Below are 26,882 nucleotides of genomic sequence, written 5' to 3'. Positions count from 1 at the left end.
CCGCCACGGGCAGCAGCACTCATCGCCGAGTTGGTTTGGGTTGGTGGGCACAGCATTTCAGGCCGCTACACCGGTCCATGTCTGTTCCTGGCGGAACTCGACGATCGACACGTCGAGCACGCGGGTGCCCGCCCGGATCCGCACTGTGGTCGGCGAATTCTGCTGGAACACTATGTCGGGAGCGGAGTCGCTGACCCGCCCCAGTGTGATCACGGTCGAAGACAACCCGACCGGCGGCGCGATCGGGGCGTGATCGTTGACGATGATCGTTGGCACGAACTCGACACGGCGGCCCGGTTCGGCCACGGCGATGGTGGGCTGGGACACCGAGTACCAGCGGCTCGGGTCGCGGGAGTAGATCGCGATCCGCTCGCCCGCGGCCGCAGCACGGATGAGCTGCTGGCGGACGTAGAACTCACTGGTGTCCATGCTGATTCGAGTCGGGCGCTGCGGGTCGGTCAGCGCCAGCATCACCAGGTCGTCACGGCGAACCTCGGGCGAGCCGAGCTTGTCGTCGCGCAAAGCAGCCCCCACCAGCACGCCGGTCGCCCCTACAGCGATCTCCAGATCCTCGGGCAGTGGCCCCGCCGGAAGCGGTAGGTGCGGTGCACTCACCGGGGCCGCGCGCAGTGCCGCAGCGTATTGGGCACCGGGCAGAGGGTTCAGGAACAGGGTGGGCGGCTGTTCGGGTGGGCGTGGATCGTTGGTGCGCACCATCGCCGACACCATCACCGCGTCGCCGCGCTTGCGCAGCATCACGACGTGCACGATGTCGTCGCTGGGCAGCGCCCACATCTGATTGACAGTGGCGGTGGTGATGTCTTCGGGCGAAAAGTAGTAGGAGGTCACGTATCCCGGTTCGGTGTTGATCAGCGACCACCTGACATCGACGCCGGCGGGGATCTTCTGCGGCCGCTGCGCGTTCGCCGGCTCGGGTGATTTGCCCGTCGCGCGGTGGCGTCGGCTGCTCACGGCGCCGATGTCTGCATTGGCATCAGGCTCGTCGTCGATGTCGAGCGGATCGAGGATCGCCGGGCGGGTCGGGGCTGCGGCCAGGCCCAGGCTCAGCTTCTCCAAGACCACGTCTTGGTCTTCGGCGTTGAGAGCCACAGCTCGCACGCCTTCCTGGTCCAGCGCTTTGACGATGCGGTCAGTGGCCGCAGCGGCTGCGCTGCCGATCGACTGGCGATACACCAGCCCGGGGAGGGACTGGCTGATCTCCAGTCGCACGATCAGGTAGGTGGTGCGCTGCCCGGCGGCGCCCCGGTCGGCCAGCAGCGTGCCGTACAGCGCCGGGTATCCGGTCCCGGGTCGCACGCGAAAGCCTTTGGAGGCGATATCGATGCTCAACCGGAGGCCGCCGGGCTGATCCAGGAACTGGGTCAAGATGTCCAGCGGCAGCAGGTTTGTCGTGCAGGCGATGCTGGAGCCCCGCAGGAACGTCGGCTCGTAGGGCCGGCCGTCGACGCGGATCACCGTCACGGCTTCGTCGCCTGCGGTGCGCACACCGTAGACGTCACTGCCGTGGCCGATGTCGACAGCGGCGCCGACCGGGGTGGCGTAGCGGCGGGTCCGCCACCACCGCACCCGCGCGGCCACCAGGGCGGCGAAGTTACGGCGGTGCACCGTCACCAGCAGCAGAACCAGCACCAGCGTGGTGATCACCGCGAACGGCCACCAGCTAAACCGCGCCGGCGGCAGCGCCGCGTAGGCGGCGATCCCCACCACCTCCGCGGCCACGACCGCCCCGAGGGCGGGGCGGATCGTCACGGTGCGTGCTTTCACGACATCCTCCTGCGGATCACGACAATGCCGCCCAGGATGGCGGCCACCAGGACCGCGGTCGCGCCGCCCAGCAGCGCCACGGTCCGTGGCCGGGTGTCCGGTGCCGGCGGGGGCGGGGGCACATCCAGCATCGAGGTCAGGTGCTCGACGGGTTTCGGATCGCCGGGTGCCACATCGAAAGTGAGGGCGGCCACCGGGTCCACGACGCCGTAGCCGACCTGATTATCGACCTTGTGCGCCGGGTTGTGAGCGGTCTCGACAATGCGCCGAATGACTTGGTGCGCGGTCAAATTCGGGTACTTGGCGCGGATGAGGGCGGCGACACCGGAGACGTAGGCGGCGCTGAAACTGGTCCCCCAGATGCCGTTTCCCGTGCCGGGGTCCTTGGCCAGGGAGGCATTGACCGCAGCGCCGTTCTCGCTGGACAGCCCCATGATACGTGCGCCGGGTGCTGCCACACCCACCCAGGGGCCGTTGATCGAGTCCGGCATCGGTACCCCCTCGGGCGTGACGGCGGCCACCGACAGCACGTAATCGCTGAACCATGCGGGACTCACGATCGTTCGCACCCCGGCCCAGTCGCGCGGGTCGTCGACGTTGAGCGGGTTGAACGCCGGGTTCTGGCCGCAGTCAGGCTGCATCGGGTCGTTCTGGTTGCCGGCCGCCGCGATCACGACGGCGTCTTTTTCCACGGCGGCGTAGCGCACCGCAGCCCCGAGTGGGTCCTGATTGACCGGCGCCGCGGCATTCGTGCACGAGGCCAGGGACACGTTGATCACTTTCGCGCCGAGGTCTGCGGCGGTGCGGATCGCTTTGGCCAGGGTCAGCACGTCGCCGGCCTTGCGGTGCTGGTCTTGCTCTTCGGGCGTCGGGTGCGCCGGGGAGAACGCGACCGAGGACTGCCGGATCGAGATCAGTGTCGCGTCCGGAGCGACACCCACGATGCCGTCCGGGGCGCCCGGCGGCGGGCCGGCCACCAGTGGCTGCGCTGATCCCGGCGGCGCGGTGCCGTCTGCTGGGAGGTCGCCCTCCGGCGGTGGCGGTGGCGGGGGCTCAGCGGCTGGTGGGGGCGGAGCAGGCGGAGCAGGAGCCGTGACCGTCACCGTCTGTGCCGGCGGCGGAGGAGGGGGCGGGCTAGTCGGCGCCGGATTGGCAGGGACGTTCGCCGGGGGCGGGACCGCCTGTACTCCAGTGGGTTTCGGGACCGGGCGATCAGCCGGATTCGACGGTGATGCGCCGATGATGCTGGCCACGACCGTGCCATGATTCTCGCAGTCGGTCAGCCCCCCGTTTTTCACACCCATCACGTAGTCCCCACCCGGGAACAGAGCCGGGAAGCGTGGATTCGGGGTGACGCCGGTGTCGACGATCGCCACCACCACCCCAGCCCCGGTCGAATACTGCCACGCCTGCTTGATGTTGAGGGCGGCGTTGCCGGGGGCGGGCTGGGTGACGTCGGGATCGGCGACCACCACAGGTTTGATGCACGCTTCGCTTTGGCGCATTTCCTCTGTCGGCCCAGGGGTTTCGGCCGGCGGCAGGGCCGCGGGATCAATGACGGGCGGGGCGATCGCCAGCGCGGTCGGGGGCGCTAAGACGTTGGCCGCCAACAGGACGGCCGCGCCCAGGGCTGCGGCGGCGGCGTGGACACGCATCAGTGATACCTCGTGAACTGGAGCAGCTCGATCGTCCAAGCGGCGAAGATCACCACCGCAACGGTGGCCACATATTCGAGGTACTCGACCATTTCCCGGACCGGCTCGGAGAACACCCGCGTGGGCACCATCGCGCCGGCCAGCAGCGCGGCCAGGGCGATGGCCACCACGACGGCGGCTGAAATCAGAATGGCCGCAGTGTCATTCGTTGAGACCGCCCACCCGTAATGGGTGGGGATGGTGAAAAGGGACAGCGCCGCCCCAGAGACGACGGTGATGGCATGGCGGCGGTCACGGAACGCGCGGGCCCGCAGCACCTGAATGAGCGCCACGGTCGCCGCCACCGTGACGAAGGTCCACTGGGTGCCGACGCCGGGGTGAATGGCGCACCAGGACGCGGCGACCTCGGCCAGCGCCACACCCAGCAGCACACCCATCAGCACGCGGTTAGAGCGCCGCGCCACCTCGCCGACCTGTTCGCCGGTCAGCGTGATGTCACGAGGGCCATCAGCCACGGGTGCGATGGTGTCCTCCGGATCGCCCGGATTGCGCTCGTACATGTCCTTGCCGGTGACCGACTCGAAACTCTGCTGGGGGACCCTGGCCAGCCGCCGCCCCATCGAGGACGCCACATAGCTCACGGTCACGACGCCGACTAGCACGACGATGGCGATGCGCTGCCCCGGAACATTGAAGAACATCCGTGCAGCACCTACCCCGATCACCGCGACTGACGTGGTGGCGATGGTGGTCGCTGCCGTCCAGTAGCGGCCCGTGAGCCGCGCTACCCCCGTCGAGGCAACAACGGCGATGATCGCGGCCAGGAAGGCGTGCGGAGCGCCCGGATGTGCCCCTGGCGGCGCGGTCGCGGCGCCCACCACGAGCACGGTCAGGGCGGCCCAGGTGGTAGCACCGGTGAGGAAACGTTCGGCGCCCATGCGGGCGCCCAGCGTCGAGGCGCCGGCCAGCACGACGGCGGCGCCGCCGAAGATGGCCGCTACCAGCCAGCCGCCCGTCCCGCCCCAGCGCAAGCGCCACAGCATGACGCCGGCCAGGGCAAGTGCGACCAGGGTCAGCATGGCGGCGACGCGGGCCGCGTCGACGGCCGATACTGCCGGGAAGTGCTCTTTGGCCCACCGGGCAATCGCTGCCGAGACGTTCTCGATATTGGGTTCGTAGCGTTGGGCTTTCGAGGCCGGGATAAAGGCCAGCAGATCGGCGTCATTGATGCCCTGGGCGGCCAGGGACAAGTTGCCGGCCAGCAGTGTCATACCGGCGGCGCGGGCGAACACGAACGCCGTGCCCACGGGCAGCTCCTCGGCGCCGATCGAGCGCAGGCGTTGATTGAGAACGTCGCGGGTCGGCTCGACCAACTTCGATAGCGGCACCGCCGCCGGTAGCAGCAAGTCGATCTGACGGGCCTGCGGGTCGTTGCCGACCAGGATCGACACCCGGCTCGAGGCCGGGACCAGCGTCTCGCTGGCGGTGGTGACGGGCCTATCGGCGGTCGCGGTCATCTACACCCCCCGCGGCCGGTCGATTGGGCCTGCGGCCGGCGCCGGCCCGGCTTGCCGGCCGCGGCGGGGCCGGTCGGTCGTCGCGGCGAAATGCTCGGCGCACTCAGCGGCCAACTCCAGCAGGCGCCGCCGTGTCAGAGGATTGATTTCGCTCTTGATGTCGATCACCCCGCCCGGGCGCAAATGCTGGTCATAGGGCAGCTGAATGACCTTTTGGCCATGTTTGCCGAACCGGTCCACCAGCAGCTTCAGATCCTTCTTGTCGACGTGACCGTCGGAGTCGTTCACCACGACCACGGTGCGGTGCAACAGGGCGGTGTAGCCGCCGTTGCCCAACCATTCCAACGTCTGCCCGGCCGCCGACGCACCGTCGTACCACGGTGAAGTCACCACGATCAACGCATCGACATCGCTTAGAACCTCGCGTGTGATCGCCGAATCCATCGTTGAGCCGCAATCGATGATCGACAGCGTGAAATGCCGATCCAGCTGCGCGGTCGCGCGCCGGTAAATATCGGGGTCCACGATGCGACGCCGCACGGTCACCGATTCACCGCCCAGCACGAACAGGCCGGAGGCGTTGGAACCGACACGGGCACGCATATCGGCGAACGTGTTGAGGTTCGGGTCCTGGGCAACCTCCCAATACGAGCCCGAGACTTTCGGGTCGATGCGCGCCGAGAGCTTGCCGAACGCGGTGTCGGCGTCGACGGCCACCACGCGGTCGTCCTGACGCAGTTCGGCAAAGATCGAGCCGACGCCGGCCGCGGTGGTGCTCTTGCCGACACCACCCTTGCCCAGGACACCGATCTTGTAGGTGCCGCGCAGCAGGGATCGGACCTTGGCGACCAGCTCGGCTTCGTAGCGTTCGTCGGGTGACTGGCCAAGGTTGATCAGCTTAAAGGTGCTGTAATAGACGGCTTTTCGCCAGCCGCGGCTCGGCGGGATACGCCGGGTCGGGACCATTTCGCTGCTGCGGATGTTGTCGACGTAGTTCCACGACGTGGCCGAGCCTTGCGCGGCTGACCAGTCGCCGTAACCCGACGTCGGCGGCTGGCCACCCTCGCGGTCGTAACCGGGACGCGGCTGTGGAGGAATTGCGTCTGCCGGCGGTGGTTGGCCAGCCAGTTGACCGCGGAATGGGCCGGGCGGAGGTACTACCGGTAGGCCTTGGCCGGGGCCGCCATATGGCTGCGGTGGGGGCGGCGGAGTGTCGAATTGCCACTGCCCTGGGGTGCCGTGTCCGGGCTGTTGCGGCCCGGCGTCGCGGCCGTGGTCGAGGTTTGACTGGTGGCGTTCGATCTCCTGAGTCAGCCAGTCGCGGTCGACGATCGAGGTGGTCTCAGAGTCGGTGGGGCCGCGGTGAGCGCCGGGGCGGGTCGGCGTCGGCGCAAAGCCGCTCGGCGGCTCGGCTGCGGGTGTGTCTGGCGGGCCGGCGGGATCTGCTGAGTGCGGGGGTCTGGGCCATTGACTCTGGTCGAATAGCGGGGCCGGCGGCAGAGACTCGCCGCCTGGCCGCAACGGAAGCGGCCCTGATGAGGGTCCTTCGCTGCCGTCGCCCGAGCGATTCGGCAGCTCTGCGCGGTCGCCGTGGTCATCGAACTCACTGCTTTGACGCTCGCTCATAATAATGCCATCCTATCAGCGCGAATAGGGAGTATCCGCACTACTTTTCGGGGCCCAGATATTCATCATTATTAGTGGTCGGGACCGTTTGTGGGCAGCGCCTCGACTGGTGCACTGCTGGGCGCTTCACCGCCATGCTCGACCTTGGCGTCCTCCTGCGACAGTGCCGCACCGGGTTGGAACACCCGGATCAGCGCCCACGGCGCCTGCTGCGCCGAAGCGGTCGCAATTCCCAGCGGCTTGAGCGCGGAGTCGTTCAACGCGATGCCGTATCGGATGCCTTGATCGGAGATCCACCACAGGGAGTCACGGCTGACCGAAGCGGGGTCGCCGTTGGTGCTCATGACCAGATTCGTTGCGCCGGGAGAGATATACGCGTCGTCGGCTTCCACCGATGTGGGGTCGCCGTGGGTTTGGCGAACAAGATGCACGAGACGGTTATCGGACTCTGGCGGTGTTGGCAGGCCCTGCCCCGATAGCACGGTGACTTTCGCGGCCTTGTCTGTCGCGCCTTTCGACCACGCCAGACACGTTGTGCCGTTGACGCTGGTGTCAACCAGCCGAAGCCGTGTCGACGGGTAGTACGACACCGGCAGCGAGTCCACGACCGGCACGGGAGCCAGCTTGTCGGGGGCCACGGCGACCGGGGCGACGTCGCCGAAGCTGTTGGCCGACCGCAACAGCGACGCCACGAACGGCGAAATGCGTTGCACTCCATTGGGAAGCAGCACGTAGAACGTCTCGGCGCCTTGGACATCGTGCACGGACAGAACCGATCCGATCACCACACCGCGAGCCAGATCCCACGGTGCGGGCTGGCCCGCGTTGGGAATGATGGGAATGACCAGCGGATCGGTTGCCGGCATCGCGTCATACAGGGCGGTTGACATCGGAACCGGGTCGGGCGCAGTCGAATCCACGCCAAGTGCCAGCGCCACCGACTTGTTGCCCAGGTCGATGTCGGAACGATGACCCTCCCACACCACGAACGTTTTGTCGTTATGCCGGGCCAGGATGGCGTTCGGCATCACCAGCGGGGCCGAGCGCCGCCCGATCGTCAGTGGCCCGGCGATCGCGGTCACCACAGGTTCCTTACCCGCAGAGGATGTCGCAGTCGCCGCCGGGGCGGTGTCGCACACCGCCCACTGGGAATCCATTCCGGTGCGGATCGGCATTTCCTCTGGCGCGCCGAGGATTCCGACCCGTGGACCTTGCGGATACTTATCGAGCTCGGCTGCTTTGACGAACGTCGGGTTGGCGTTGGTGCCTGTGATGAGCCGGGCGCTGATCAGATTCGTCGGATGCAGCCGGCCATCGACCATGACATAGATCGCGCCGGTATCGCGGTTGGCCAGAATGGGTGAGGAACCGACTTGTCCGGCGGGCTTGATATAGGCCATTAACGCCGCCAGCGCCAGCCCGATGACCAGCAGGGCATACCCCAGCGCCAGCGCCGCTCGACGACGCTGCTCAGGGTCGTAATCGAGGCGGACGCCATGATGACTAAGCGCCGCTTCGTTGCGGCGGTTCCAGAAGTAGTGAGCCGTGACCTGCAGTCGGCTGGTCAGATTCAGCGCCATGGCCTTGAGGTTACCGGTGCGTGCGGCACCATATCCGCGCTAATTTTCCCACCCCCGACAGAGAACCGGCGCTCGGTTCGTGCGCGCACCTGGCCGCTCAGACTAACTGCGGGACGGCAAGCAGATCGCTGAGATCCTGCCGAAGACTGGTGGGGGTAATGGGCCAAATGCTTAGCCATTCGGTGCCGTCGGCACCGGCGGTGGTGGTGAAGCTGATCCGTCCGTACTCGGTGTCAGCGACCGCGAGTACCCGCGGATGCACGTGTATCTGTGCGCCGTTGTCGATCACCGCGACCACTCCCATCGCTGAATCGTCGAGCTTGGTGGCCGCCTGCACCACCTCGACCTCCCACGGGCTCAGGCCAGCCCTGCGGAGCGCGGCCTGGATGCCTTCCGCGCTGCGGCCGCCGGCCTCCATTTCCCGCGCAATGAGGTCCTTGGGCACGTTGATGCCGTCGATATCGGCCGGAGGGTGATCCCCCAACGCCGGGATCAACATGTTGCACGTGAGATCGATCTGCTGGGCCGGGTCGTCGGTCTCTCCCACCCCGCCGATCACCATCTCGTCACCGTCGAGGGCGGCCATCGCCAGGTATTTCTGGTAGCGGCATACCACCAGGACTCGCTCATGCACTGTCGCGGGGGTGTCGTCAGTGGCCGGCTGGTTGGGGCGACGGATGACCAGCATGACTTCACGCTCGGCGCGCGACAGTACAGTCATCCAGTCCCGAACGACGTCGTCGACCTGGCCCCGTTCGTCGACGACACCGATGCGCATCAGATCGTGGTACTCGGCTGTGGCCTGTAAAGGCTGGCGGCCCTGCGTTGTCTCCACGATGAGATCGCCGTGCGCGGACGGAATGAACGGCTTCAGGCGCAGCGGGGTGGGCATCCTCTCCACTCCCAGCAGCGCCTGTAGCGTCCACACGCAGGTCTTGGAGGTGGTCAACATCGGTTGCCTCCCAAGAGGATACGGATAGATGAGACACGAGAAAGGGGGGCCAGTGTCGCAGGCCCCCCTTTCTGCCCGTGATGTGTCGGGTCGATCAGTGTGACTTAGACGCCGCCGAAGCTGTTGCCGACCTGAAGGTCGGCCGCCGAGAAGTTCGACGACGCGGTGTCGACCGTGCTTCCGTGGCGGGCAATGACGTCTTTGCCGTCCTGGATGCCCTCGTTGATCAGCTGCTGGGCCTGCTGGTAGTTCACTGCGCCGCTGGGGCCCTGGAAGAACTCCTGGGAGCCTGCCAGCAGGGTGTGGGCCTCCTGCCCGATCTGGTCCAACTCCTGGCTGAACTGCACCATGCTGCTGGTCAGATCCGCCAACCCCATCGGGTTGTAGATCATTGTGCCGTCGCCGCTCATATTGTTTCCTTTTCTGCTCAGAAGGTCTGGAAGTGTGGGTGAAGGGGTCGCGATCAGGTGAACCGCAGGCTGCCGGCCACCGAAGCGACCTGGTGCGCGTTGTCCTCGTCGGTGCTCGTGTATGTCGTTGCACCCGAGCGCAGCAGGTCGTTGACACCCTGGAACCGCGTCTGGATCTTCATCTGTGCGTCCTTGACCTCGGCGCCGGTCAGCAGATTGGTCGACCCAGCCGCGCCGTTGAGGATCTGCCCGGAATGTGCGTGCTGCACGGCCGCCTCGTAGCGGGTCAGCACGTCCTGGGCCCGGTGCGACAGCTCGTCCATCTGGTTGGCCAGTGCGACGACTGCGTCATGATTAACGGTTGTTGATGCCATTCCTAAATCTCCTTGAAGGTGTTGCGTGCCTATGAAATCGAGTCTAGAAGCACCGACAGGGGGCTCCTGACGCTAATTTTGGTGCTCAGATTCGTTGCCGCTCCCCCCTATTAGTCCCCGGTCGAGCCGTCACTTGCATGGTCCGTGTCGACTTCTCACCCGCATCCGTGTGACCTTCGCGGCCCAAACCCGGTGGCGCGCCATACATTCCGCCGCCGCTTATCGCGGGTTTGGCTTGTGCTGCCCCACCCTGTTCGGCCGAGCCGAGCCAGCCACCAGGCAGCGTGGGTGAGTTCGGTGTGCTGAAGCTGCTGGCCGGGCGCACAAAACTGCTGGACAACGCGGATGGCCCGCTGACCAGTCCGCCACCGCCGCCACCGCCTCCAGCGAGCGCACTCAGCCCGCCCACTGGCGGTGCGCCCAGCGCGCCCGCCGCCTCCGGGGCCACAGAGGTCGCGTTGAGGCCCTGCATCGAGCTGAGCGGGCCCAGCATGCCCGAAAACATTTGGGGCGCTTGGCCAAGCATCTGCGGAAGCTGCTGGCCCATCTGAGTGACCTGCCCGAAGCCCGAGCTGACCTGACCGAACAGGCCGCCCATCTGGCCGCCGAGCTGGGACACCATACTTTCGGCTGAATTCGGCACCGCAGCTGCGTCTTTGGCCGGAGTGTCGGCAGCCTGCGTCATCGTTTTCGCACTGGTTTGCAACGCCGATTGGCCGCCCTGCATGGCTGCGTCTTGAGCCACCGCAACCGCCGGCCCAGCCGGGTTCGAGGCGGTTGGAGAGAACGGTGCAGGCTCTGCGAGCACACCCAGCGCGGTCGACACCACTGAGCCATACCCGGTGCGGGCCGTGGCGTTCTGCAGCCAAAACTCCCCGTACTGGTGAACCAGGTACAAGATCGCTGGCGTATTGATACCAAAGGCGTTCGTGTCCGACAACGCCTGAGTGGTGGCCAGGTTGGCCGTACACACTTCGGCCGGGATCATCGACTCCACCGCGGTCGCGTGTGCGGTGGCAACTTCGGCGGCCTGAACCTGCCCGATGCGTACCCACGCAGACGCGGCCGCGCAGACCGCCATGAATTCGGCGGCGGTCATCTGCATCATCACCCCGCCGGGGCCTTGCCAGGCGACCATGGCGGTGGTCGAGGTGTTCAGGCCCATCGCCGTCAGTTCGGCCATCAGCATGTCGGCGACCGATTCGTACCCCGCGGCGGCGGATACGAGGCTAGCCCCCAGATCCCCAGTGGACATCAGGGTGTGGTTCACCTCGGGCGGGACCGCCGCCGCGTCGCCGAACGCCGACATGTGCTCTTGACTGCCGGCTAGATGGCCAGCGTCGCCTCGTTGATGGCGTCGACTGCCGTGTAGCCCGCTGCACTGGAGGCCATGGTCTGGGCGAACAGGGCGCGCACGGTGGTCAGCTGCGTCAGCATCGCTTCTGTTTCTGCACCGCGTGCGATGAACGCCGCCGCGGCGGCCGCAGACGCGTCCTCAGCACCCGGCGGCAAGACTGCGGTGACCGGACCGGCGGCGCCGGCCATGGTGCCACCCATGGTGGCTGCGCCGGCATCTTCGACCGCTGCAGAACCGGCTACAACCGGGGCGTTGATCAACATCAGTGGATTTGTCATCGGGTTGTTCCCTCCCTGGAAAACGCGGCCTTAAGCGGTGTGCTCACCAGTCTAAGGCCGGTCGTAGCGTGGTCGCTGCACGAAATTTTACCTGCGCCGAGCTAACTCTGGTGGGTCTGTCCATCCGACCAACGCACCAGTAATTCCCTTGCGCGTCAATAATTTAGCTTTGCCCTCCCGCTGCGGCTCGGCGAACACCCCGGGGACGATGGCGCCGTGACTGCGGTGACCGTTCATGATCAGGATCGGCGGCTGCATGCCCACTGTCTTGCCGAGCACACCCCCGCCCTGCGATTGGAACGAGAACTCACGCTGATAAGCGGTTGCGACGATATGCAACCCGATCTCTTCTCCCTGTTCAACATGCGGCGCCAAGGCCACAAGCGGGTTTGCTGCATTGCCCCACGAGGTGATGCCGTCAATCAGAACGAAGAACTCGCGGCCCTCCCAGAAGCGTTTCGTCGCCAAATCGTGCTGGGACGCCGCACCCGGGGACAGGCGGCCCTTCAACACACCCACCAGATCGTTGACGAGCGTGGTGATCTCCTCGGGGAACCTGGCGTAGCCGCTGAGCCAGTTCGCCTCCGGGACCACCCCGACCGACGTCTTTCGCGGATCAATCAGGATGATCGTGGCCTGATCGGGCCGGTAGGAGCGCATGATGCCGTGCGCCATCGCCCGAAGCCACGTCGTGAGCCCCGACCCAGCCAGGCCCACCGCGAGCGCGTGCGGGTTTTCCTCAAAGTCGACGACCGCGGGCACCAAAGCCGAATCCGACCGAGTCGATTCGGCCAAGCCGAACGGCACCACGCCATAAGGCAGCTGCTCGGTGATGCCGTCGAACACATCCTTCAACAGCACCTTTTCCGGCAGCCGCGCCACCGAGGCCGTCTTCGTCACCCCGGCGACGCGGGCCACCACAGCACTGAGATCGTCGCCTTCCAACGGCGCCTCGGCCGCCAGCTCCCCCGTGTCGCGCGGCGGGTCGGCCAGCACCGGAGCACCCACCATCAGGTGATGGCCGCTCGGGGTGAGCCCCCGGCCCGGCAGGTCAGGCACCTCCCGGGCCGGGTTGCGCTCCGGCTCCCGCGGATCACGCTTGACCGTCGTGTCGTGCTCATTGACCAGCTTGAGCTCGAGAGTCTGGCCGGTTTCGGTCTTGATCGCCGTCGGCAACCCCGAAATCGTGCTGGTGTGGGTGTAGAGCACCCGAACGCCGTAGCTGCGGGCCCGCATCAGCGCCGCCACCCGCGTCGCCACGTCTGGGTACGTCTCGGAGAAATTCTTCCAACCGTCGATGACCAGAACCACCTCACCGCCGGACACTGCCCGCGCGGCGGCCTGCTGCGCGGGATTGATGGCGCCGCCCGCGTTCTGGCCGAATTTCACCGCACGCACCATGTCCATGTCCAGGCGCTGGGTGGTGAACACGTGATCACGCTCGCTGGCGATGGCTTCCACGGTGCTCACCACCCGGCTCACACCCTCGGAGTCACTGCCGGCGGCCACCTCCGCCACATGCGGCAGATCGCCCAGCCGTGCCAGCTGCGGGCCGCTGGCGGCGATGCAGTAGAACTGCACCCGCTCCGGCCGGTACAGCAGGGCGCTCGTGGTGATCGCAGTCATGACCGCCGTCGTCGTCCCGCGCGTCGGGGCCGCCACGATCAGCGCGTTGTCGCGCAGCAAGTCCAGGCAATGCGGCTCCTGGCGGGCGCCGCGCGGGTAGTCCGCCAGCGCCACAGGGGCGGTGAATCCAGCGTTGTTGCCGTAGTCGACGTACCAGGGCCGGCCCCGCCAGCGCGCCACCAATTCATCGGCCGGCGTTGGATCGCCGAGCACTGGTAGCCAAATCGGGCGCGGCGCAGGGATTCTGCCCTCACACAGAGCCTCCTGGAGGGCATCGGTCAGTGCCGTGGCCAGTTTGATCGGCTTCTCCGCCGGCGCCCGGCGGATCGGCACGATACTGCCCTCCGTCGGGTCCGGGCGCGCCGTCAGCCGGCCATCGACATCGGCCACTTCCCCGGCGGAGAACACGCGTGGTGCAAATTCGGCGGCAGCGCGTTTGGGGGCCAGTGCGGCGTTGTTGTCGGCACCGCCGGGGATGAAATCACCGGACGAGAAGAAGTACCGGAATTTCCGTGGCTCCTTCAAACCCACGCGCAGGTACGCGGTGCCCTCCTCGCCCGACGGCGCGATATGGGCGGCGCGGGTATCGCCGATCGCCGCGCGCGACTCTTCCTCGGTGCCGGTGCGGGCGGCGATGCTATAGCCGAGCAGCTTGGTGATATCGCGCAGATTCTGGCTGTCCTTGGTCTGACCGACCAGCTTCAAGAACACGTGCAGTGAGCGGCCCACGCGCGCGATCCGCAAGTACAGACGGCGGAACTTGGGGCCGTAGATCGGGTCGGCGAACACCTCGTTGTACTCGTCGGTGATCACCCACAGCGCCGGGATCGGTGGCAGCGATGGATCCTGCAACCGGCGCTGGTTGTAGGTAGTCACGTCCGGGCAATCATCTAGAGCCGCCAATATTTCGCCGCGGCGATCCAGCTCGCCGTCGAGCGTGTCATACAGGCGGCCCACCAGGTGTTTTTCCTCGGCGAGGTTGCTCACACTGGCCACCACATGCGGGAACCGGCCGATCATGCCGGCCGCCGACTTGAGCTTGAAGTCGGTGAACACAATGTTGAGGACATCAGTTGAGTGGGTCAAGCACGCCCCGGCCACCTCGGTGATCAGGCCCTCGGACTTACCGGCGCCGGTGGTACCGATGAACAGCCCGTGCATGTTCATCCCGCCCTGCGATCCCTCCCGCAGATTGATCTCGGCGACCTCCCCGGTATCGGTGAAGGTGCCGACGGGGAACCGCAGCCACTGCGAGCTTTGAGTGCGGGTCTGCGCGTACAAGCGGTCCAGCTCCAGCTTGCGAGGATCAGGGATCGACAACACGTCAATGAGCGTGCGCTGCTCGATATCCTCGCTCGAGACCGTCACACCGGCCGCGCCCTTTCCGCGCCAGCGGGCCATCGTGCGGGCGAACCGCTCGGCGTCGTCGACACTCATCTGGTCGGCGATGGCATAGAACGCGTCCTCCCCCTCATCGGATTTCGGGGCGTCCTGGCTGTACTGGTGATTAGCTCTCGGGTCGCGGTCAAGCAGCGTCACCCGCTTGCGCAGCACGCCATCTGAGATCCGGTACGTCGTCTCCGGTGAAAAGCCCACCCAATAACGTTGCCCCGCCGCGACAGCCGTGCTGGGGCGCGGTGGCTCAACAGTGGCCACACGGACAAAGCAGGTGCCGGCATAGCCAGTGGCTCCGGTCAGACCCGCCCAATCCTCCGCGGTGGCGCAGTGGTCGTCGACGATGATCCGCAGCGGCAGCGCTGGTCCAGTCCCCGCGCTCAACCCGCTCGACGGCTGCGACCACGCCTGGCGAGTGCCCTCAGGATCGTCGTCGAAGAACGCCTCCAGCTCGGCCGGCGAGGAGAACAGCAGTCGTCGTTCCCCGCAGCCGTCGCGCCGGCTCTCATGTTGGAAATGTGGCAACCACTTCGCCCACTCCCATTCCGACGGTGCAGAACTCACCACGATGATCTGCACATCGCTCGGGTTATGGAAGGCGGCGAGCTGGCACAGCATCGCCCGTACCACGCTGCGGCCCTCTTTGATATCGCCGACAATGCTCATCCCGGGAAAGCGTTGCAGCCAGATCGCTTTCGGCATCCCGTCCACATATTCCTGGGCGTTGAGGAACTTCCGCAGCGCGTGCCCGGTGGCGGGCTCCAGGTCCGCCGCCGGTGCGATCTCCGGCTTCTCCAGCGTCATCGCCAGTTTCACCTTGCCGATACCGACCCGCACCACTGCAAACATGTCGCTTCCCGGCGGCCGGTCCCACTGTCGCACCGATCCCGCGACGCTCACCAAATCCTGTGGATCCCAATGAAAAAAGTAGCGATGCTCCCACTGGAGTTTGCGCTGAACGTTGACTTCCTCGCGGAGATCGTCCTGAGTGGAAAACCACTTCCGGCGCCGAGCGGTCAACTCACCCCACGACATCTTGCGGGCGGCCCCCCGATTGCGGACAATCAGGCCAATGGCCGAGAACGCCGCCATACCGCCGAACAAGCCGAATCCGCCGGCGAGCTGGCGGGCACCGGACACGTACATGACGACAATGAGGCCCACCACGCCGCAGACAAGGCCCACAGGCAGCACCACACCCCAGATACTGCGCGGTGGAGGGATCGGAGCGACGATCGCCGCCTCCAGCTTGACCTTCCCGCCGCCCGTCTGGGGCGGAATCTCGGGGTCACCGGGCCGTACAAAGCTGTGCGTGGTCACCAGACCGACTTTACTTGCTCCCGCGAACCCATATCTGCGCTAATTTCCGGGCCGCAGACAGACCTTTGCGGTCCGGCGAGGTCAGAGGGGGATGGAGCCGCCGGGCTGAGCGGCCTGCTCGACGGCAGAGTCCCCGACCGCCTGGATCGCCGTGGCATTTTCCGCGTCCTGCCTCTGGAGCTGCGCCACCCCCGCCGACGTCTTAGCCTGCACCTCCGGCCCGTTGCCGGCGGCTTCCGCACTCATCTGCGCTGTCTGGGTGGCGATCCCAGCAGAAATCGACGCCAACACACCATCAGCTGGTGAGCCCGGCGCCGCAATGAACACCGCGCCGGGTTGCGGCGCCGCGGCCTTTTGTCCGGCAACCGCCACGGCGTCCGCCGCCGACAACAACGCCGGCGGGACGACCTTGATCGACTGTGCAGGCATCAGCTGTCCTCCCCATCTTGCGGCAGCACATCGGTGCCGCCGTTGAAAAATATGTCTTCCAAACGCTTTGTGGCGCTGGTCAACTCGGCAGACATCGCCGCCGTCTGTTCATTGATCCCCGCGGCGAAAACGGCCAACACGTCATCTACAGGCGAACTTCCAGGCCCCACCTCCAGTAGCGGCAGGGGCTCTGCCGCGGCGCCAGCTGCGGCGAGCACTTCCAGCATCGCCGCGAACTCGGCCGACTGTGTCACGACCCGACTCCGGCCATCCACGGCGACAGTTGGATTTGGCTTGCCAGATAGGCGATTTCCGGATAGGCGGTCGAATCCAGCCGCCACAGCAGCAGCAGCTCGATCAACCGCGCCAAATCATGGTGCGCCAGCACGTGTGCGGTGGTCCCGCTATCGCTGCCCAGGCGGCCCGGGCGCAGTCCCGCGCCCGACATCAACGCGCCGATATGTGCGGCCTCCAACTCCTGCCAGCGTCTCGCGGGCACCGGAAGGCCGTGGCTCAACAGATCCAGCACCTCCCGGATCGCCGGTGCTACAGCAAAATCCGGAATCGAGCCCGCGCGGGCAAGTGCCTTTTGCGCCGCCGAAATCGTGGTGCGCCACGCCTCTGAGCGGTCCGGCAGCGGACCGTCGCCGAATCCGGTCAGCCGCGAGTACAACGCGCGGTCGAGAGTCTCCAAACGATGCGCGTGCGTGTCGTCGAGCTGCGATGTCGGCACGACGTCGGAAAGCGGTGACAGCGATCGCGAGCAGTCCTCATAGTGCTCAATCATCGCCCTGGCCGGCATCGACGAGCCGCCATCATCGGTCGATACCGCCAGCGCCCACAGCTCGATATCCTCACGATGCTCAGCCGCCAGCTGCGCATAGGCCAGCATCGTCTCGGCCGGGTTGGCCCAGCTGAACCAGCGGGCCCGGAACTGCGGGCTCAACCCGCCGTCGGCGAACACCATCCGCGCCGAGCGCGGCACGAACACGCCAGCCGGGATGTACCCCGCACCCTCGCTGTTCACGATCAGCGTCTCAATCCCCGACGACGTGCGGAAAATTCCGACGCACCAATCCATGTAGGGATACATCCGTGAATCGTGCAGCAGCTGATACACCAGCTGAGAAGCGCTCGCCAACAACGGATCCGGCAGCGACGACCGGATACCCTCACTGGCCGCACCAGCCGATGCGCCCACACCAGACCCCACGACGCCGGGAGGCAGCGGAGCCACCGGGCCCGCCGTAGAGCCCACGCCGGCCGGGGGCGGTCCCGCAGCCGGCGGTCCGGCCGCCGGCGTCACCGCAGCCGGGGTCGCGGTCCGCGGCACATCAGACCCGAATGGCGGCAACGCCCCGACCGGAGCCGAAGGCACGCCGCCTCCTACAGGCCCTGCGGATGGGCCAGCAGCGGCTACCGGCGCGGCCGGCGTCGATGACACCGCCGGACCACCGCCCGCCGCGGCAACAGGCGCTGGGCCAGATGCAACCGTGCCAGCCGGGGCAGCACTACCCGACGCCGTCGAGGCCGGCGGCGCTACCGGCGGTGCAAACGGGGCCGCCGGACCGCCGCCGGCGCCCAAGCCAGCGCTCAGGCCGCGCGAGAAATCCGAAGAGGTCGCAGGAGCCGACAAGGGCGTCGGCGAAGCACCCCCGCCGCCCGGCAGGCCGCCGCTGCCCAGGCCGGTCGGCGAGGCTAAACCCTGCGTCGGCAGACCACCACCGCTCAGACCGGTCGGTGTGGATGGCATCTTGGGGAACCCCCCGCCCCCGAGACCACCAGCCGATCCGAGCGAGGAAACCGCTGAACCGCTGCTCGAGCCACCGCCCGATATGCCTGAGCCGGGCGAGACAAATGGCGGACTACCCTGGCCATCTACATCGTGCCAATGACGGCCTGCTCCGGGTCCGCCATCCTTGTCCCCGAGACCCGAGGCTGCGGGGTCGCCACTCGGAGTTTTGTCGCCTGTAGGGGTCTTGTCGCCGCCAGAGCTGTCACCTTTCGTGCCGTCCCCACCAATGTCATGCCAATGGTCCCCCGATTCCGGGGGTTGCTGTCCATGCGTTAAGTCTTCGGGCAGGTGGCTGAGGTCGGGTCGGCCGGTGGGCATGCCGTCACGGATTCCTCCGGGGCCCCCTCCGCCGCCGAAGCCCGTGGAGAGCGGTTGGACCTCGGGATCTGCCGGCGAACCGCGCGAATCCCCACCGCCACCCGCGCCCGCCCGGGCGCCGTCGATGCCGACTTTCGATGCTTCTGCCGCGAGGGCGGCGGTGACTTCGGCAGATTTGGCCATGGCTGCGGCGCGAGCGGCGGCGATGATCTGCATGATTTCCACGCCGGCCAGAGCTGCTTGCATGACGCCGGACTGGACCCACTGCATGATTTGCTGGATGGCGCGGTGTGCTTCTGCGTCGATCTGGTCGAGGTCCTCGCGGAGGCCGTAGATGAGGCGTGCGCACTCCTCGCACATACGTGCAAGCGCGAAGTACCGATCGGCTTGGCTGGTGTAGGTGGAGGCGTCGCGGTGGCATTTGGCGCAGAATCCGTCGATCGCGTGGCCGGACTGCTCGGCCGCGACGCCCGCGGCTTCTGAGCGCGCCGTTTCGGCGCAGTCCAGAAGGTCAACACCCTTCGCATGTTGTGCCTCTGATGCGTTCTGAACGGCGCTCGGATCGGTGTGAGGCCATGCGCCGCCGATGATCGTTGCCGAGAATTGTCGGCTCGGCATCCCGGCCGGCGCGTTGACCGCTACCACTTGATTCCGAGCCCGTCGCAGATATGTAGTGGCCCGCTGTAGGCACCGACACCGTCTGCATAGAGCGCTTTAGCGTAAGAGGTCAGCGGCCCGGGTCTGAGGTCGACCACCAAGAGGTGGAGATCGTCGATGAACCGTTGAAGGCTGCGCCGAAAGAACGGATCGACATCGGGATGCTGGTCGAGCATTGGCTGAGCCCTACCGATCCAATCCAGCGTGTCACTAATGAACTTGGGAGTCGCGGCGTCACGGGCCGGCGTCCCCGGCTCGCCCAGATCTGTCCAGGCATTTGAAAAGCGGTCGCTTTCGGCCATGAGTGGTGCGATCGCGGTGCAGAGGGCGCGGTCCGCCGCGCTCGTATCACTAGCCGGTGTCGCGTTGGGCGCTGCCGCGACGGGGGCCGGCGTCGCGGCAGCCGGGGCGGGTGCAGGCCGGGTGACTAGGGAGACGATGCCTACTGCGAGTGCGGCAAGGGCGATCAGGGCCGTGGTCACGATGCCAACAGTGACCAGCTTGTTTCCGCGGCGTGCTGGTGGTGCGTAGCGCCAGTCGTAGCCGGGCGGGCCGGATGGAGGCGCGGGGGGTCCGCCCGGCGTGCCGGCAGCTGGCCCGTACGGGGTGTTCGGGGCACCGTGCTGCGTAGCCGTCATAGAACCAGCTTAAAGGCGCACGTATACCACGGCACTCACAAATTTCGATGACGGATACTTGAGGTTCGGGCGCAAGCACCTGGAGGAACCATGCATGAGGCCCTGTTGGCGAGCCACAACGGCGTGTTCTATACGTTCTCGTTCGAGAGCATCGAAGGTGTTCAGAATTGGGTGCGTGAGCGCGATATCGAAGCGCTGACGAGTAGCTGCGGGCGTTTCGATTTTTGGACGTCACCTTTGCTGCGTCGTGGAACGCTGCAGCCCATCAACCGCGCGGCTACCAAGATCCTGGTAGGAGCCACCCGGTTCAGCGGTGCCGATGTTCCGGTCCTGCGTGGCCCCATCGTGATCACGTCGCACGACCAGGCCGGCGACATCATCGGCCTGACTCCCGAGCAGATTATTCAGCTCATCGAGCTGAGCTACCGCCTTCCTCGGCAGCGTGATGTGTGGGCACTTGAGTGGAGGTTGGGCCGGCTGGATCGCGCGGAGCTGCGGCAGGCGCGCCGAGAGTCGCGGCGCGGACGAGGGTCGTTCGCGGTAAGCGGCGCGGCGTAGCCCGCAGGGCGCCCTACATTTGATATGGAATCGGCAGGTTCGGCGTTTATTCGTCTGTGTCCCAGTCGGTTTCGCCCCAACTCGGCGGTGGAAATTGTGCACGGCGAGCAGGCCGCGGTGCGGTAGCGTCAAAGGTGCCTCAGCGTGCTCCTACAACGGTGGGGCGGATAGGGCCCGGCTTTTTCTCCCACGAACCTCGGCCGGGCCCTGTCCTCGTAGTCTCAGCCCAGTGTTGTGCGCCAACACCTTTCCGGCCCAAGTTCGCGCGGAGTCCCGGATAATGTCAGGCGCGCTGATGTTGTGTAAAGGGGCCACGGAATCGTGCCACCGGCCGCCGCGGGGCTCCCACATCCGGCTAACGGCTCTGGATGGTGCGCCAATCGGCAGCTCTTCTCGGCAGCCATGACTGGACCTGCCAGCCCGTCCGGTACAGCTAAACGGTGTGCTCGAGGATGTCTTCGGAGTGCGTCAGGGTCGCCCTGGCTGGGTATCCCGTTCGAGCTAGGACAGCCGTGTTATAGGGGCCGGGGGCCGAGGGCGGGGTGTGCGCGCCCGATGCCGGCTTGCCGCGCGAGAACGCATGTCTGGGAGTCGCACTCGTGGCGATGTGCCACAGAGTGAGCAGGGCTGTATACGGTCACACCGAGGTCGGTCAGCCGGACTTTCGCCACGCGGTTCGCGGTGGCCGCCGACGCACGGTGTGGGCTCGCGTCGACGTCGGCTGAACCGTTCGTGGACCTGCCTGGGCTCCGCCCAGGTCGTGCGGCGCCTCACATTAGGGAGTCAGATGCACCGTCTCGAAAGAGGCGCCGGGCGAGCAGGCGGGCGGGATCGGGTGGCGGGTCGAATCATGGTGCACAGCTTGGTTACTCGGTCACTCGGAGTCCTCGGCTGCGTGCTTCCAGAACTCTTCGCGCATCTCGGTGATGCCTTCGGTGCCAGCCGCAAAGAGGCCGTTTAGCCGGTTTTCCAGGTCGATGTTGGTCATGACCTGGCCGATCGCGTCAGCGATGTGGATCTCGATCAAATGGCCGTCGAATCCCAGGCTCAGTGACACCAGGCCGTCAGGATCATCAATGCCGGCGCCGATGTCGTCGAGGTCGCGCAGCAGCTTGTCCAGGTGGGCGAGGGCGCCGGCGGTTTCGTTCCGTACGAATTTAACCTTTTCGGCGTCACCGAGGTTATCGAAGTTTGCTGCGTGGTCCGGTTTCGGATTCGGGCTTGCCCCCGACGGGTGCTGCGCCGGCCCGGTCACGTGAGCTCCTTCGGCGGTCGGGTCGTCAAGCGACGCACAATCGGCTTGGACGAGTCCGGTGGCGGCGAGTTGTCGTCATTGGGCGGCTCCGATGTATTGCGTTCACGGTGCCCGGCTGCCGCCGCGGCCAGCCTATTGGTGTCGGTGCGGCCGGTGATGTCTTCGGTGTGCGGGATGTCGCGGGGCGTCACCTTGCGCTGCTTGCCGGCGTCCTCGTTGGCCCCGCCTGCGCCGCCGGGTCCGCCGGCGATCGGTCCCGTGCCGCCCATCGGCATCCCCATGGGCATGCCGCCCATGCCGGCAGACGGTGGCGGTGGCGTGCCGGTCACGCCCACCGGGGTGATCGCCGGGGTTGGCGGTGCACCCGTGGTGGGGGCCACGGCCAGGGACGGTGCGCCGCCGCCTGCCGGGGTGGTAGGTGCATCGCCACCGCCCCCGGCGCCGCCCATGTCGCCGAGATCGCCGCCGCCGGGGTCTCCCCCGAGACCGCTCGTGCCGGTTTCCAGCGAGTCCATTTTGGGCTGGGCCAGCCCGGACAGCCCCTGGGTGGCGGCGCCGATCGCCTGAGTTCCGGCCTGCATGAGTGTCTCGGGAACCTTGGTCACCGCCCCGACGAGGCCGCCGACCAGGCCGCCCGCGGCCCCGAGGATCGTCGGCAGCATCTGCGGCAGCATCGAGGCCAGCTCGCCGGAGTTCTCGGGCGACAGCGGGTCGCCGTCAGGGTCGGGCTGGCCGGGGGCGTTCGGATCGCCTGCCGTGGCCGGATCGCCCGCGGCTGGGTCCAGCGGGTTGCCGTCGCTGCCCGGGTGATCCCCTGCTGTGGCCGCGTCGGTGTTCTCGTGGTAGCCGGTGTAGCCGCTGATGGTGCGCTCGTTGAGCTGGTTCTTTTCGGCCACCGCGTTCGCCAGCGGCACCGCATACCGGCCGCCCGATGCCGCATTCGCCTGTGCCAGCGACACCACCCGATTCTGGGCCTGCGTGTGCTGGGCGGGGGTGGGAATGTCTTGACGCGCCTGCGCGAGGTTGCTGGCGTACCCGGTGGACTGGGTCACCAGGGCATGGCCGCGGTCGGCGTAGTGGTCCAGGCCGTCAGCGAAGGCCAGCAAGTGCTTGCTCGCCGCGGGCGTGGATGCCGGCCCGTCCAGAGTCTCGGGCAGATGGGCAACCGCCGAGCGGAGATTCTCCGAGGCGTCGCGGGCAGCGCCGCTGGCCGTCGTCCACGCCGCTATGAACGGCTCACCCGCCCCCGCGGCGCCGGTGTGGGCCGCCGCCGAAAGGGCCTCGGGCATCATGCCCGCTGCCGGCGGAAGCGGTGTGCGCACGTCGGGCGGAATCGGTGGAGGTGGTGGCGCGGAGCCGGCAACAGGCGCCGGACCTGAGCTGCCGGCGTTCAGGGTCGCCAGGGCTTGCGCGTTCTGCTGGTCGGTCTCGGTGAACGTCACCGCAATGCCCGTCAAATGCTCCAGGGACGCCACCAGCGCCGAGACGTGACCGGTCAGGCCTGCCGCCAGGGCGGTGCTGGCGGTGGTGAGTCGCTGCGCGGCGCCGACCGAGGCCGGGTCGGCGGCTAGCGGAGGGTGCGGCACTGCGCTATCGCCGCCGAGTGCTTCCACCGCCGATATGAGTCGCTGCGCCGCAGCGACCAGTCCTGGCGCGTCGACCTTCATCAGTCAAGTGTCCTCAACCGTCCGCGTGCGTCATCGAGGTCCTTCGATGTGGGTAGCCAGCTGAACGCGTCGCGGGGCACACCGGCAGCTTCCCACTCGTGGCGCTGGGCCACCTGGCCTTCGACGTAGGCGGCGTCGGCGCACGCTTGGATGCGGGCGGCGATCTCATGGCCGGGGCGACGCATCACCGCCGGTTCGAGTTGCACACCGAGAACTTCGCCGGAGCCAGCGACCCGCACCCACACGGTCTCGTCGAGCGTGTTGGCGGTGTATTCGCGGTCAGCTGCTGGGCTCATGGTTAGACGTTGGGGACCTGGCTGATCTGTGCGGCGTTCTGCTCGTCTTCGTTGACATACACGGCCGCTCCGCGGCGCAGATCGTCGCTGGCGTTGCGGTGCCGGGCGGCATGCTCGGCCAGCGCGGTGTCGCGGTCGAGCAGCACGTCGCCGACGGCGGCTTTGAGCTGATGCATGATCGGACCATAGCTTTGCACGGCAGCACTGATGTCGCTGCCGCGTTCGCGGGCCGCTTCGACGTGCTGTACGACCTCGTCGTGGTCATTGGCGGTGGCGATCAGCACATCGGGTGTAATCCGGATCGGCTCAGTCATCGTGGCATCCTTTCTAGCGATCAATTGTCCGCGTTAACGCCGGCCGGCGTCGACGATCCTGGCTAACCTGCCGGGGCCGGTGCCAGAGCTGGTGCGGGGGCGGCTGATGCGGCCAGCGGTGCCGCAGGGGCCGGCGCCGGTGTGGGGGCCGGGGCGCCGAGGGCGCCCACACTCGTGGCGGCCATCGCGGTGGGGTCGATGAAGCCGAGGAAATCAGGGCTCGACGTGACCTGGCTCAAGGGCACCACATTGCCGCCGAGGTAGCCCTTCACCGAACTCAGCACCGGTTCGTAGTGATCCTTGAACATGGCGACGTCGCCGCAGTGCAGCTGTGTGGGGGGCACACCGTTGGTGACGGGTGTGCCGACCGGGGGCAGTGTCATGCCGTTCTGCCGGTAGGAGCCATCGACGGTGCCGCCCTTGAGCCAGTCCCGGACCGCTTGCGCGGCCTGCGGTGTCCGGGCCTCGGCGCTCGACCCATCGGGCAGCTGCACCGTCGGCGAGGCCGCAGCGGGCGGAGCCACCGGTGCGGGCGGCTGGCCCGGCTGACCGTTTTGCGGATCCTGGGCCGGCTGCCCGTTGGTGGGTTGCTGGTTGGCCGGCGCGGCGGTGGAGTCGCTGGGGGTCGTCGGCGCGGTCTTGTCCGTCGAGTCTTTGACGGGGTCGGTCTTGTCGTCGGGTTTCTCGGTGGTGTCCGAGGTATCCGACGTCCGGTCGTGGCCGCCCTGGTTGCCCAGTCCGGACGCCAGATCGGCCAACGGGCTGGCCGCCCCGGCCAGGCCGCTAAGACCATCGAGGGGGCTGCCGCCGGCACCGAGGCCGCCGAGGCTTCCCAGGGCACCCGGCAGCATCGACGCCAGCGCCGACATCGGGTCGGCGCCCAGCGGACTCATCGGGCCACCCATCAGGTCGGACAGCGACGGGTCCGGCATCGCCGGCGCAGGGCCGAGTCCCGGATCAGTCAACCCGGGATCAGTCAGCCCAGGATCGGTGAGTCCCGGATCGGTAGCGGCCGGCGCAGCCGCAGCGGGGGCCGTGGCGTCGGTGGTGCCCGGGCTATTGGGCTGAGCGGTGCCGCCGTTGTCGGCGGCATACAGGGCGGCCAGCGCGGCCGCAGCCTTTCCTTGATCTTCTGCGCTGAGGCTGCTCGACGACAGCAGCTCCTGAATCGCGCTCACCTGGCTGCGCAGAAACGTCAGATAGGCCTTCTCCCCGGCCGCGGTGTTGGTGTCCATCGCCGGGTTGTTCACGGCCTCAACGATTTTCTTCTGAATGTCGTTGAGTTTCGTCTGACCGTCAGCGTTGGTGGCGTGCGCGTTGAGCAGCACCTCCGATAACTTCTCTTCGGCGCTGCTGATCGTGGTGAATCGTTGTTTGAGCTCGTCCTGGAGTTTTTTCACCGCGTCGGCGGCATGGCCGGACTGCTGTTCGTCGGTGACCAGCCCGCTATCGGGGGCGGCAGGTCCTGTCCCGTCGCGAGGGTCCGTGGTGTTGTTGAACTGCTGCTCGGTGAGCGGCAACCCGTTGCGGTCGAAAAACGACTTCTTGCCGTCCGGGCCGAGTGTGTAGTAGTCGCCGTTGGCGTTCTTCGGTGTCAACACACCGGTTTTCGGGTCGGTGTAGAAGCCGCCGGAGCTGGCCGGCAGCCCCTCCTGCTGCGGTCCTACCTGTTGCCCGGTCGGGCTCACCAGCGCGTACTGGTCGCCGAACTTTCGGTACCCGGGCGGCAGGAACGCCGGGCCTGGCTTGCCGTCCGGCCCGATCAGCGAGACTGTGCCGTCGTCGTTTTGTGCCCAATTCTGGTGCCGGGCCGCATCGTGGTAGACCACGGTCCCATCCGGGGGCAGCGCTGAGCCGTCGCCGAACACCAGATGGCGGACCTTGGACTGGTCGTCGGTATCGAAGTGAATATCGGGGTCGCCGTAGGTTTTCCGGGCGTTGTCGAGCACGTGCCCCCAGTACGGATCGTCGACGGTGATGTAGGTGCCCCGGTCACTGGGCATCCGCCAGCCGCGGCCGGGGTTCCAGCCGATCATGTCATGGCCGGAGTCCCATTGGACGTCGCCGAAATGTTTGGTCCCGGTCATGAAATGCTGTCCCCTCGACGCTCAGAATCGGCCGCGGCCAACGTTGTCCTCAATGTCGCGGGCAGCCGCGAACGGGGGCGGTTCCACCGGCTCGGTGGCACCTCCGAATACGGTCAACGCGCGCGACACGACACCCAACACCTTCTTGGCTTCGGTTTCGATGCCCGGGTTTGTGATCACCAGATCGTCCTTTCCTGAAAGTGATTTCAGCGTAAACCCGGCCATGGGTGGGCTCGTGCACGAATTTCGTTCGGCTAGATCTCTGCCACCCGCACCGGCCGGCGTGCGATGAACCGCCCCGGCATCGGCGCAATCTTGACCACGTCTCCGGTGGTGGGCGCATGGACGCACTCCTGGTCGTTGATCGCCATCATCACGTGACCCGGGCCCGCGACACCGCCTTCACCGAAGTATTGCAGTGGGAAAATCAAGTCTCCGGCCCGTATGTCTCTGGGGGACACGGGCACACCATCTTTGATCTGCGAGTAGGTGTTCGGGCCAATATCAACCCCGGCCTGACGCCACGCCCATTGCGTGAGCCCAGAGCAGTCAAATGCGTTGGGCCCCCGCGCCCCCCACACGTACGGTCGGCCGAGCTTACTAAGGGCTGCTTTGGCCGCGCCCTGCCCCGGCTCGCCCGGCACATCATTGCCGTTGAGCCAGTCAACACTTGAGGCCAACATGGTGCGCGGGTTGCGTGACCGGCCACCACCCAGACCACCCAGCGAGGACAGGCCCGACAGCCCCGAATACGGCAAGCCGCCACCCCCGCTGCCGTAGCCTCCCCCACCACCAAACGGCATGCGGCCCAGCGGCATCCGGCCGCCGGCGGCTGCACGGCGTGAATAAGCCAGCGAGCGGACCATCGCCGCCAGTCGCGCATCCTGCGCCTGGTAGGCGTTGATGACGTGTTGTTGTTGGGCCAGGCGGTCGCGCAGGGCGGTGATGAGTGCGCGTTGGCCCGCGGCGGTGCGCGTGGAGGGTGCCAGTGCC

General features: G+C 67.1%; 24 protein-coding genes. 2 read left to right on the top strand and 22 right to left on the bottom strand.

What is annotated here, in order from left to right; translation table 11 throughout:
* Positions 1–57: 57 nt before the first annotated feature.
* The 14 genes from eccE to MCHLDSM_RS39890 all read right to left on the bottom strand — a co-directional run bounded on the left by eccE (position 58) and on the right by MCHLDSM_RS39890 (position 17,397).
* Positions 58–1,785, bottom strand: a complete 1,728-nt coding sequence (eccE, locus tag MCHLDSM_RS27730; RefSeq protein WP_048473055.1) for a type VII secretion protein EccE — start codon at positions 1,783–1,785, stop codon at positions 58–60.
* Positions 1,782–3,440 (bottom strand): type VII secretion-associated serine protease mycosin, encoded by a 1,659-nt coding sequence (gene mycP, locus MCHLDSM_RS27725; protein WP_048473054.1) that lies wholly within the window; start codon positions 3,438–3,440, stop codon positions 1,782–1,784. The genes eccE and mycP overlap by 4 nt, the downstream gene beginning before the upstream one ends.
* Entirely contained in the window at positions 3,440–4,957 is a 1,518-nt protein-coding gene (gene eccD, locus MCHLDSM_RS27720; RefSeq protein ID WP_048473053.1) for a type VII secretion integral membrane protein EccD, read from the bottom strand. The genes mycP and eccD overlap by 1 nt, the downstream gene beginning before the upstream one ends.
* Positions 4,958–5,923: a MinD/ParA family ATP-binding protein gene (locus MCHLDSM_RS36665; protein ID WP_048473052.1), complete on the bottom strand. Its 966-nt coding sequence runs from the start codon at positions 5,921–5,923 to the stop codon at positions 4,958–4,960.
* A gap of 731 nt (positions 5,924–6,654) precedes the next feature.
* Entirely contained in the window at positions 6,655–8,163 is a 1,509-nt protein-coding gene (gene eccB, locus MCHLDSM_RS27710; RefSeq protein ID WP_048473051.1) for a type VII secretion protein EccB, read from the bottom strand.
* Between the two features lie 97 nt (positions 8,164–8,260).
* The gene (locus tag MCHLDSM_RS27705; protein ID WP_048473050.1) at positions 8,261–9,115 is read right to left on the bottom strand and encodes an ESX secretion-associated protein EspG; all 855 of its coding nucleotides are present in this window, start codon (positions 9,113–9,115) and stop codon (positions 8,261–8,263) included.
* 104 nt (positions 9,116–9,219) lie between these two features.
* Positions 9,220–9,525: a WXG100 family type VII secretion target gene (locus tag MCHLDSM_RS27700; RefSeq protein WP_048473049.1), complete on the bottom strand. Its 306-nt coding sequence runs from the start codon at positions 9,523–9,525 to the stop codon at positions 9,220–9,222.
* A gap of 53 nt (positions 9,526–9,578) precedes the next feature.
* The gene (locus MCHLDSM_RS27695; protein WP_131722700.1) at positions 9,579–9,899 is read right to left on the bottom strand and encodes a WXG100 family type VII secretion target; all 321 of its coding nucleotides are present in this window, start codon (positions 9,897–9,899) and stop codon (positions 9,579–9,581) included.
* 85 nt (positions 9,900–9,984) lie between these two features.
* Positions 9,985–11,208 carry a PPE domain-containing protein gene (locus tag MCHLDSM_RS27690; protein WP_048473047.1) on the bottom strand — a complete coding sequence of 408 codons (1,224 nt, stop codon included), beginning with the start codon at positions 11,206–11,208 and terminating at the stop codon, positions 9,985–9,987.
* A 17-nt stretch (positions 11,209–11,225) separates the two neighbouring features.
* Positions 11,226–11,534, bottom strand: a complete 309-nt coding sequence (locus MCHLDSM_RS27685) for a PE domain-containing protein (protein ID WP_048473046.1) — start codon at positions 11,532–11,534, stop codon at positions 11,226–11,228.
* A gap of 87 nt (positions 11,535–11,621) precedes the next feature.
* Positions 11,622–15,875 (bottom strand): type VII secretion protein EccCa, encoded by a 4,254-nt coding sequence (gene eccCa / locus MCHLDSM_RS27680; protein WP_048473045.1) that lies wholly within the window; start codon positions 15,873–15,875, stop codon positions 11,622–11,624.
* Positions 15,876–15,956: 81 nt separating this feature from the next.
* A complete protein-coding gene (locus MCHLDSM_RS27675; protein WP_048473044.1) occupies positions 15,957–16,304 on the bottom strand; it encodes a hypothetical protein in 348 nt (115 codons plus the stop codon).
* Positions 16,304–16,558 carry a hypothetical protein gene (locus MCHLDSM_RS27670; protein ID WP_048473043.1) on the bottom strand — a complete coding sequence of 85 codons (255 nt, stop codon included), beginning with the start codon at positions 16,556–16,558 and terminating at the stop codon, positions 16,304–16,306. Before MCHLDSM_RS27670 ends, MCHLDSM_RS27675 begins: the two co-directional genes overlap by 1 nt.
* Positions 16,555–17,397 carry an EspK C-terminal domain-containing protein gene (locus MCHLDSM_RS39890; RefSeq protein WP_234714220.1) on the bottom strand — a complete coding sequence of 281 codons (843 nt, stop codon included), beginning with the start codon at positions 17,395–17,397 and terminating at the stop codon, positions 16,555–16,557. Before MCHLDSM_RS39890 ends, MCHLDSM_RS27670 begins: the two co-directional genes overlap by 4 nt.
* A gap of 1,074 nt (positions 17,398–18,471) precedes the next feature.
* Between MCHLDSM_RS39890 and MCHLDSM_RS39885 the strand changes: the two genes are divergently transcribed.
* On the top strand, positions 18,472–18,900 hold the full coding sequence (locus tag MCHLDSM_RS39885; RefSeq protein WP_234714219.1) for a hypothetical protein: 429 nt from the start codon (positions 18,472–18,474) through the stop codon (positions 18,898–18,900).
* Positions 18,901–19,055: 155 nt separating this feature from the next.
* Here MCHLDSM_RS39885 and MCHLDSM_RS39880 read toward each other — a convergent pair whose 3' ends face one another.
* The gene (locus MCHLDSM_RS39880) at positions 19,056–19,556 is read right to left on the bottom strand and encodes a hypothetical protein (protein ID WP_234714218.1); all 501 of its coding nucleotides are present in this window, start codon (positions 19,554–19,556) and stop codon (positions 19,056–19,058) included.
* A 246-nt stretch (positions 19,557–19,802) separates the two neighbouring features.
* Between MCHLDSM_RS39880 and MCHLDSM_RS27650 the strand changes: the two genes are divergently transcribed.
* Positions 19,803–20,270 (top strand): hypothetical protein, encoded by a 468-nt coding sequence (locus MCHLDSM_RS27650; RefSeq protein ID WP_053083108.1) that lies wholly within the window; start codon positions 19,803–19,805, stop codon positions 20,268–20,270.
* A gap of 874 nt (positions 20,271–21,144) precedes the next feature.
* Here MCHLDSM_RS27650 and MCHLDSM_RS27645 read toward each other — a convergent pair.
* The 7 genes from MCHLDSM_RS27645 to MCHLDSM_RS27620 form a co-directional block, all read right to left on the bottom strand.
* A complete protein-coding gene (locus MCHLDSM_RS27645) occupies positions 21,145–21,525 on the bottom strand; it encodes a hypothetical protein (RefSeq protein WP_048473039.1) in 381 nt (126 codons plus the stop codon).
* The gene (locus tag MCHLDSM_RS27640; protein ID WP_053083107.1) at positions 21,522–23,192 is read right to left on the bottom strand and encodes a hypothetical protein; all 1,671 of its coding nucleotides are present in this window, start codon (positions 23,190–23,192) and stop codon (positions 21,522–21,524) included. The genes MCHLDSM_RS27645 and MCHLDSM_RS27640 overlap by 4 nt, the downstream gene beginning before the upstream one ends.
* Positions 23,192–23,488: a hypothetical protein gene (locus MCHLDSM_RS27635; RefSeq protein ID WP_048473037.1), complete on the bottom strand. Its 297-nt coding sequence runs from the start codon at positions 23,486–23,488 to the stop codon at positions 23,192–23,194. The genes MCHLDSM_RS27640 and MCHLDSM_RS27635 overlap by 1 nt, the downstream gene beginning before the upstream one ends.
* Before the next feature lie 2 nt (positions 23,489–23,490).
* Entirely contained in the window at positions 23,491–23,802 is a 312-nt protein-coding gene (locus MCHLDSM_RS27630; protein WP_048473036.1) for a type VII secretion target, read from the bottom strand.
* A gap of 62 nt (positions 23,803–23,864) precedes the next feature.
* Positions 23,865–25,889 (bottom strand): DUF4226 domain-containing protein, encoded by a 2,025-nt coding sequence (locus tag MCHLDSM_RS27625; RefSeq protein ID WP_053083106.1) that lies wholly within the window; start codon positions 25,887–25,889, stop codon positions 23,865–23,867.
* Between the two features lie 21 nt (positions 25,890–25,910).
* A complete protein-coding gene (locus MCHLDSM_RS37880) occupies positions 25,911–26,114 on the bottom strand; it encodes a hypothetical protein (RefSeq protein ID WP_060937693.1) in 204 nt (67 codons plus the stop codon).
* A gap of 29 nt (positions 26,115–26,143) precedes the next feature.
* Positions 26,144–26,882 (bottom strand): C40 family peptidase (locus tag MCHLDSM_RS27620; RefSeq protein ID WP_048473035.1); only part of this gene is annotated, 739 nt, incomplete at its 5' end.

Origin of the sequence: Mycolicibacterium chlorophenolicum, assembly GCF_001044235.1 — a bacterium.
GTDB lineage: Bacteria > Actinomycetota > Actinomycetes > Mycobacteriales > Mycobacteriaceae > Mycobacterium > Mycobacterium chlorophenolicum.
This window is presented reverse-complemented; position numbering and strand designations above follow the sequence as displayed.

Excerpts from the sequence above, each read along its gene's own strand:
- mycP (WP_048473054.1), bottom strand. The coding sequence starts at position 3,440 with ATGCGTGTCCACGCCGCCGCCGCAGCCCTGGGCGCGGCCGTCCTGTTG.
- eccD (WP_048473053.1), bottom strand. The coding sequence starts at position 4,957 with ATGACCGCGACCGCCGATAGGCCCGTCACCACCGCCAGCGAGACGCTG.
- MCHLDSM_RS36665 (WP_048473052.1), bottom strand. The coding sequence starts at position 5,923 with ATGGTCCCGACCCGGCGTATCCCGCCGAGCCGCGGCTGGCGAAAAGCC.
- eccB (WP_048473051.1), bottom strand. The coding sequence starts at position 8,163 with ATGGCGCTGAATCTGACCAGCCGACTGCAGGTCACGGCTCACTACTTC.
- MCHLDSM_RS27705 (WP_048473050.1), bottom strand. The coding sequence starts at position 9,115 with ATGTTGACCACCTCCAAGACCTGCGTGTGGACGCTACAGGCGCTGCTG.
- MCHLDSM_RS27700 (WP_048473049.1), bottom strand. The coding sequence starts at position 9,525 with ATGAGCGGCGACGGCACAATGATCTACAACCCGATGGGGTTGGCGGAT.
- MCHLDSM_RS27695 (WP_131722700.1), bottom strand. The coding sequence starts at position 9,899 with ATGGCATCAACAACCGTTAATCATGACGCAGTCGTCGCACTGGCCAAC.
- MCHLDSM_RS27690 (WP_048473047.1), bottom strand. The coding sequence starts at position 11,208 with ATGTCGGCGTTCGGCGACGCGGCGGCGGTCCCGCCCGAGGTGAACCAC.
- MCHLDSM_RS27685 (WP_048473046.1), bottom strand. The coding sequence starts at position 11,534 with ATGACAAATCCACTGATGTTGATCAACGCCCCGGTTGTAGCCGGTTCT.
- MCHLDSM_RS27675 (WP_048473044.1), bottom strand. The coding sequence starts at position 16,304 with ATGCCTGCACAGTCGATCAAGGTCGTCCCGCCGGCGTTGTTGTCGGCG.
- MCHLDSM_RS39890 (WP_234714220.1), bottom strand. The coding sequence starts at position 17,397 with ATGTATCCCTACATGGATTGGTGCGTCGGAATTTTCCGCACGTCGTCG.
- MCHLDSM_RS27650 (WP_053083108.1), top strand. The coding sequence starts at position 19,803 with ATGCATGAGGCCCTGTTGGCGAGCCACAACGGCGTGTTCTATACGTTC.
- MCHLDSM_RS27640 (WP_053083107.1), bottom strand. The coding sequence starts at position 23,192 with ATGAAGGTCGACGCGCCAGGACTGGTCGCTGCGGCGCAGCGACTCATA.
- MCHLDSM_RS27635 (WP_048473037.1), bottom strand. The coding sequence starts at position 23,488 with ATGAGCCCAGCAGCTGACCGCGAATACACCGCCAACACGCTCGACGAG.
- MCHLDSM_RS27630 (WP_048473036.1), bottom strand. The coding sequence starts at position 23,802 with ATGACTGAGCCGATCCGGATTACACCCGATGTGCTGATCGCCACCGCC.
- MCHLDSM_RS27625 (WP_053083106.1), bottom strand. The coding sequence starts at position 25,889 with ATGACCGGGACCAAACATTTCGGCGACGTCCAATGGGACTCCGGCCAT.
- MCHLDSM_RS37880 (WP_060937693.1), bottom strand. The coding sequence starts at position 26,114 with ATGGCCGGGTTTACGCTGAAATCACTTTCAGGAAAGGACGATCTGGTG.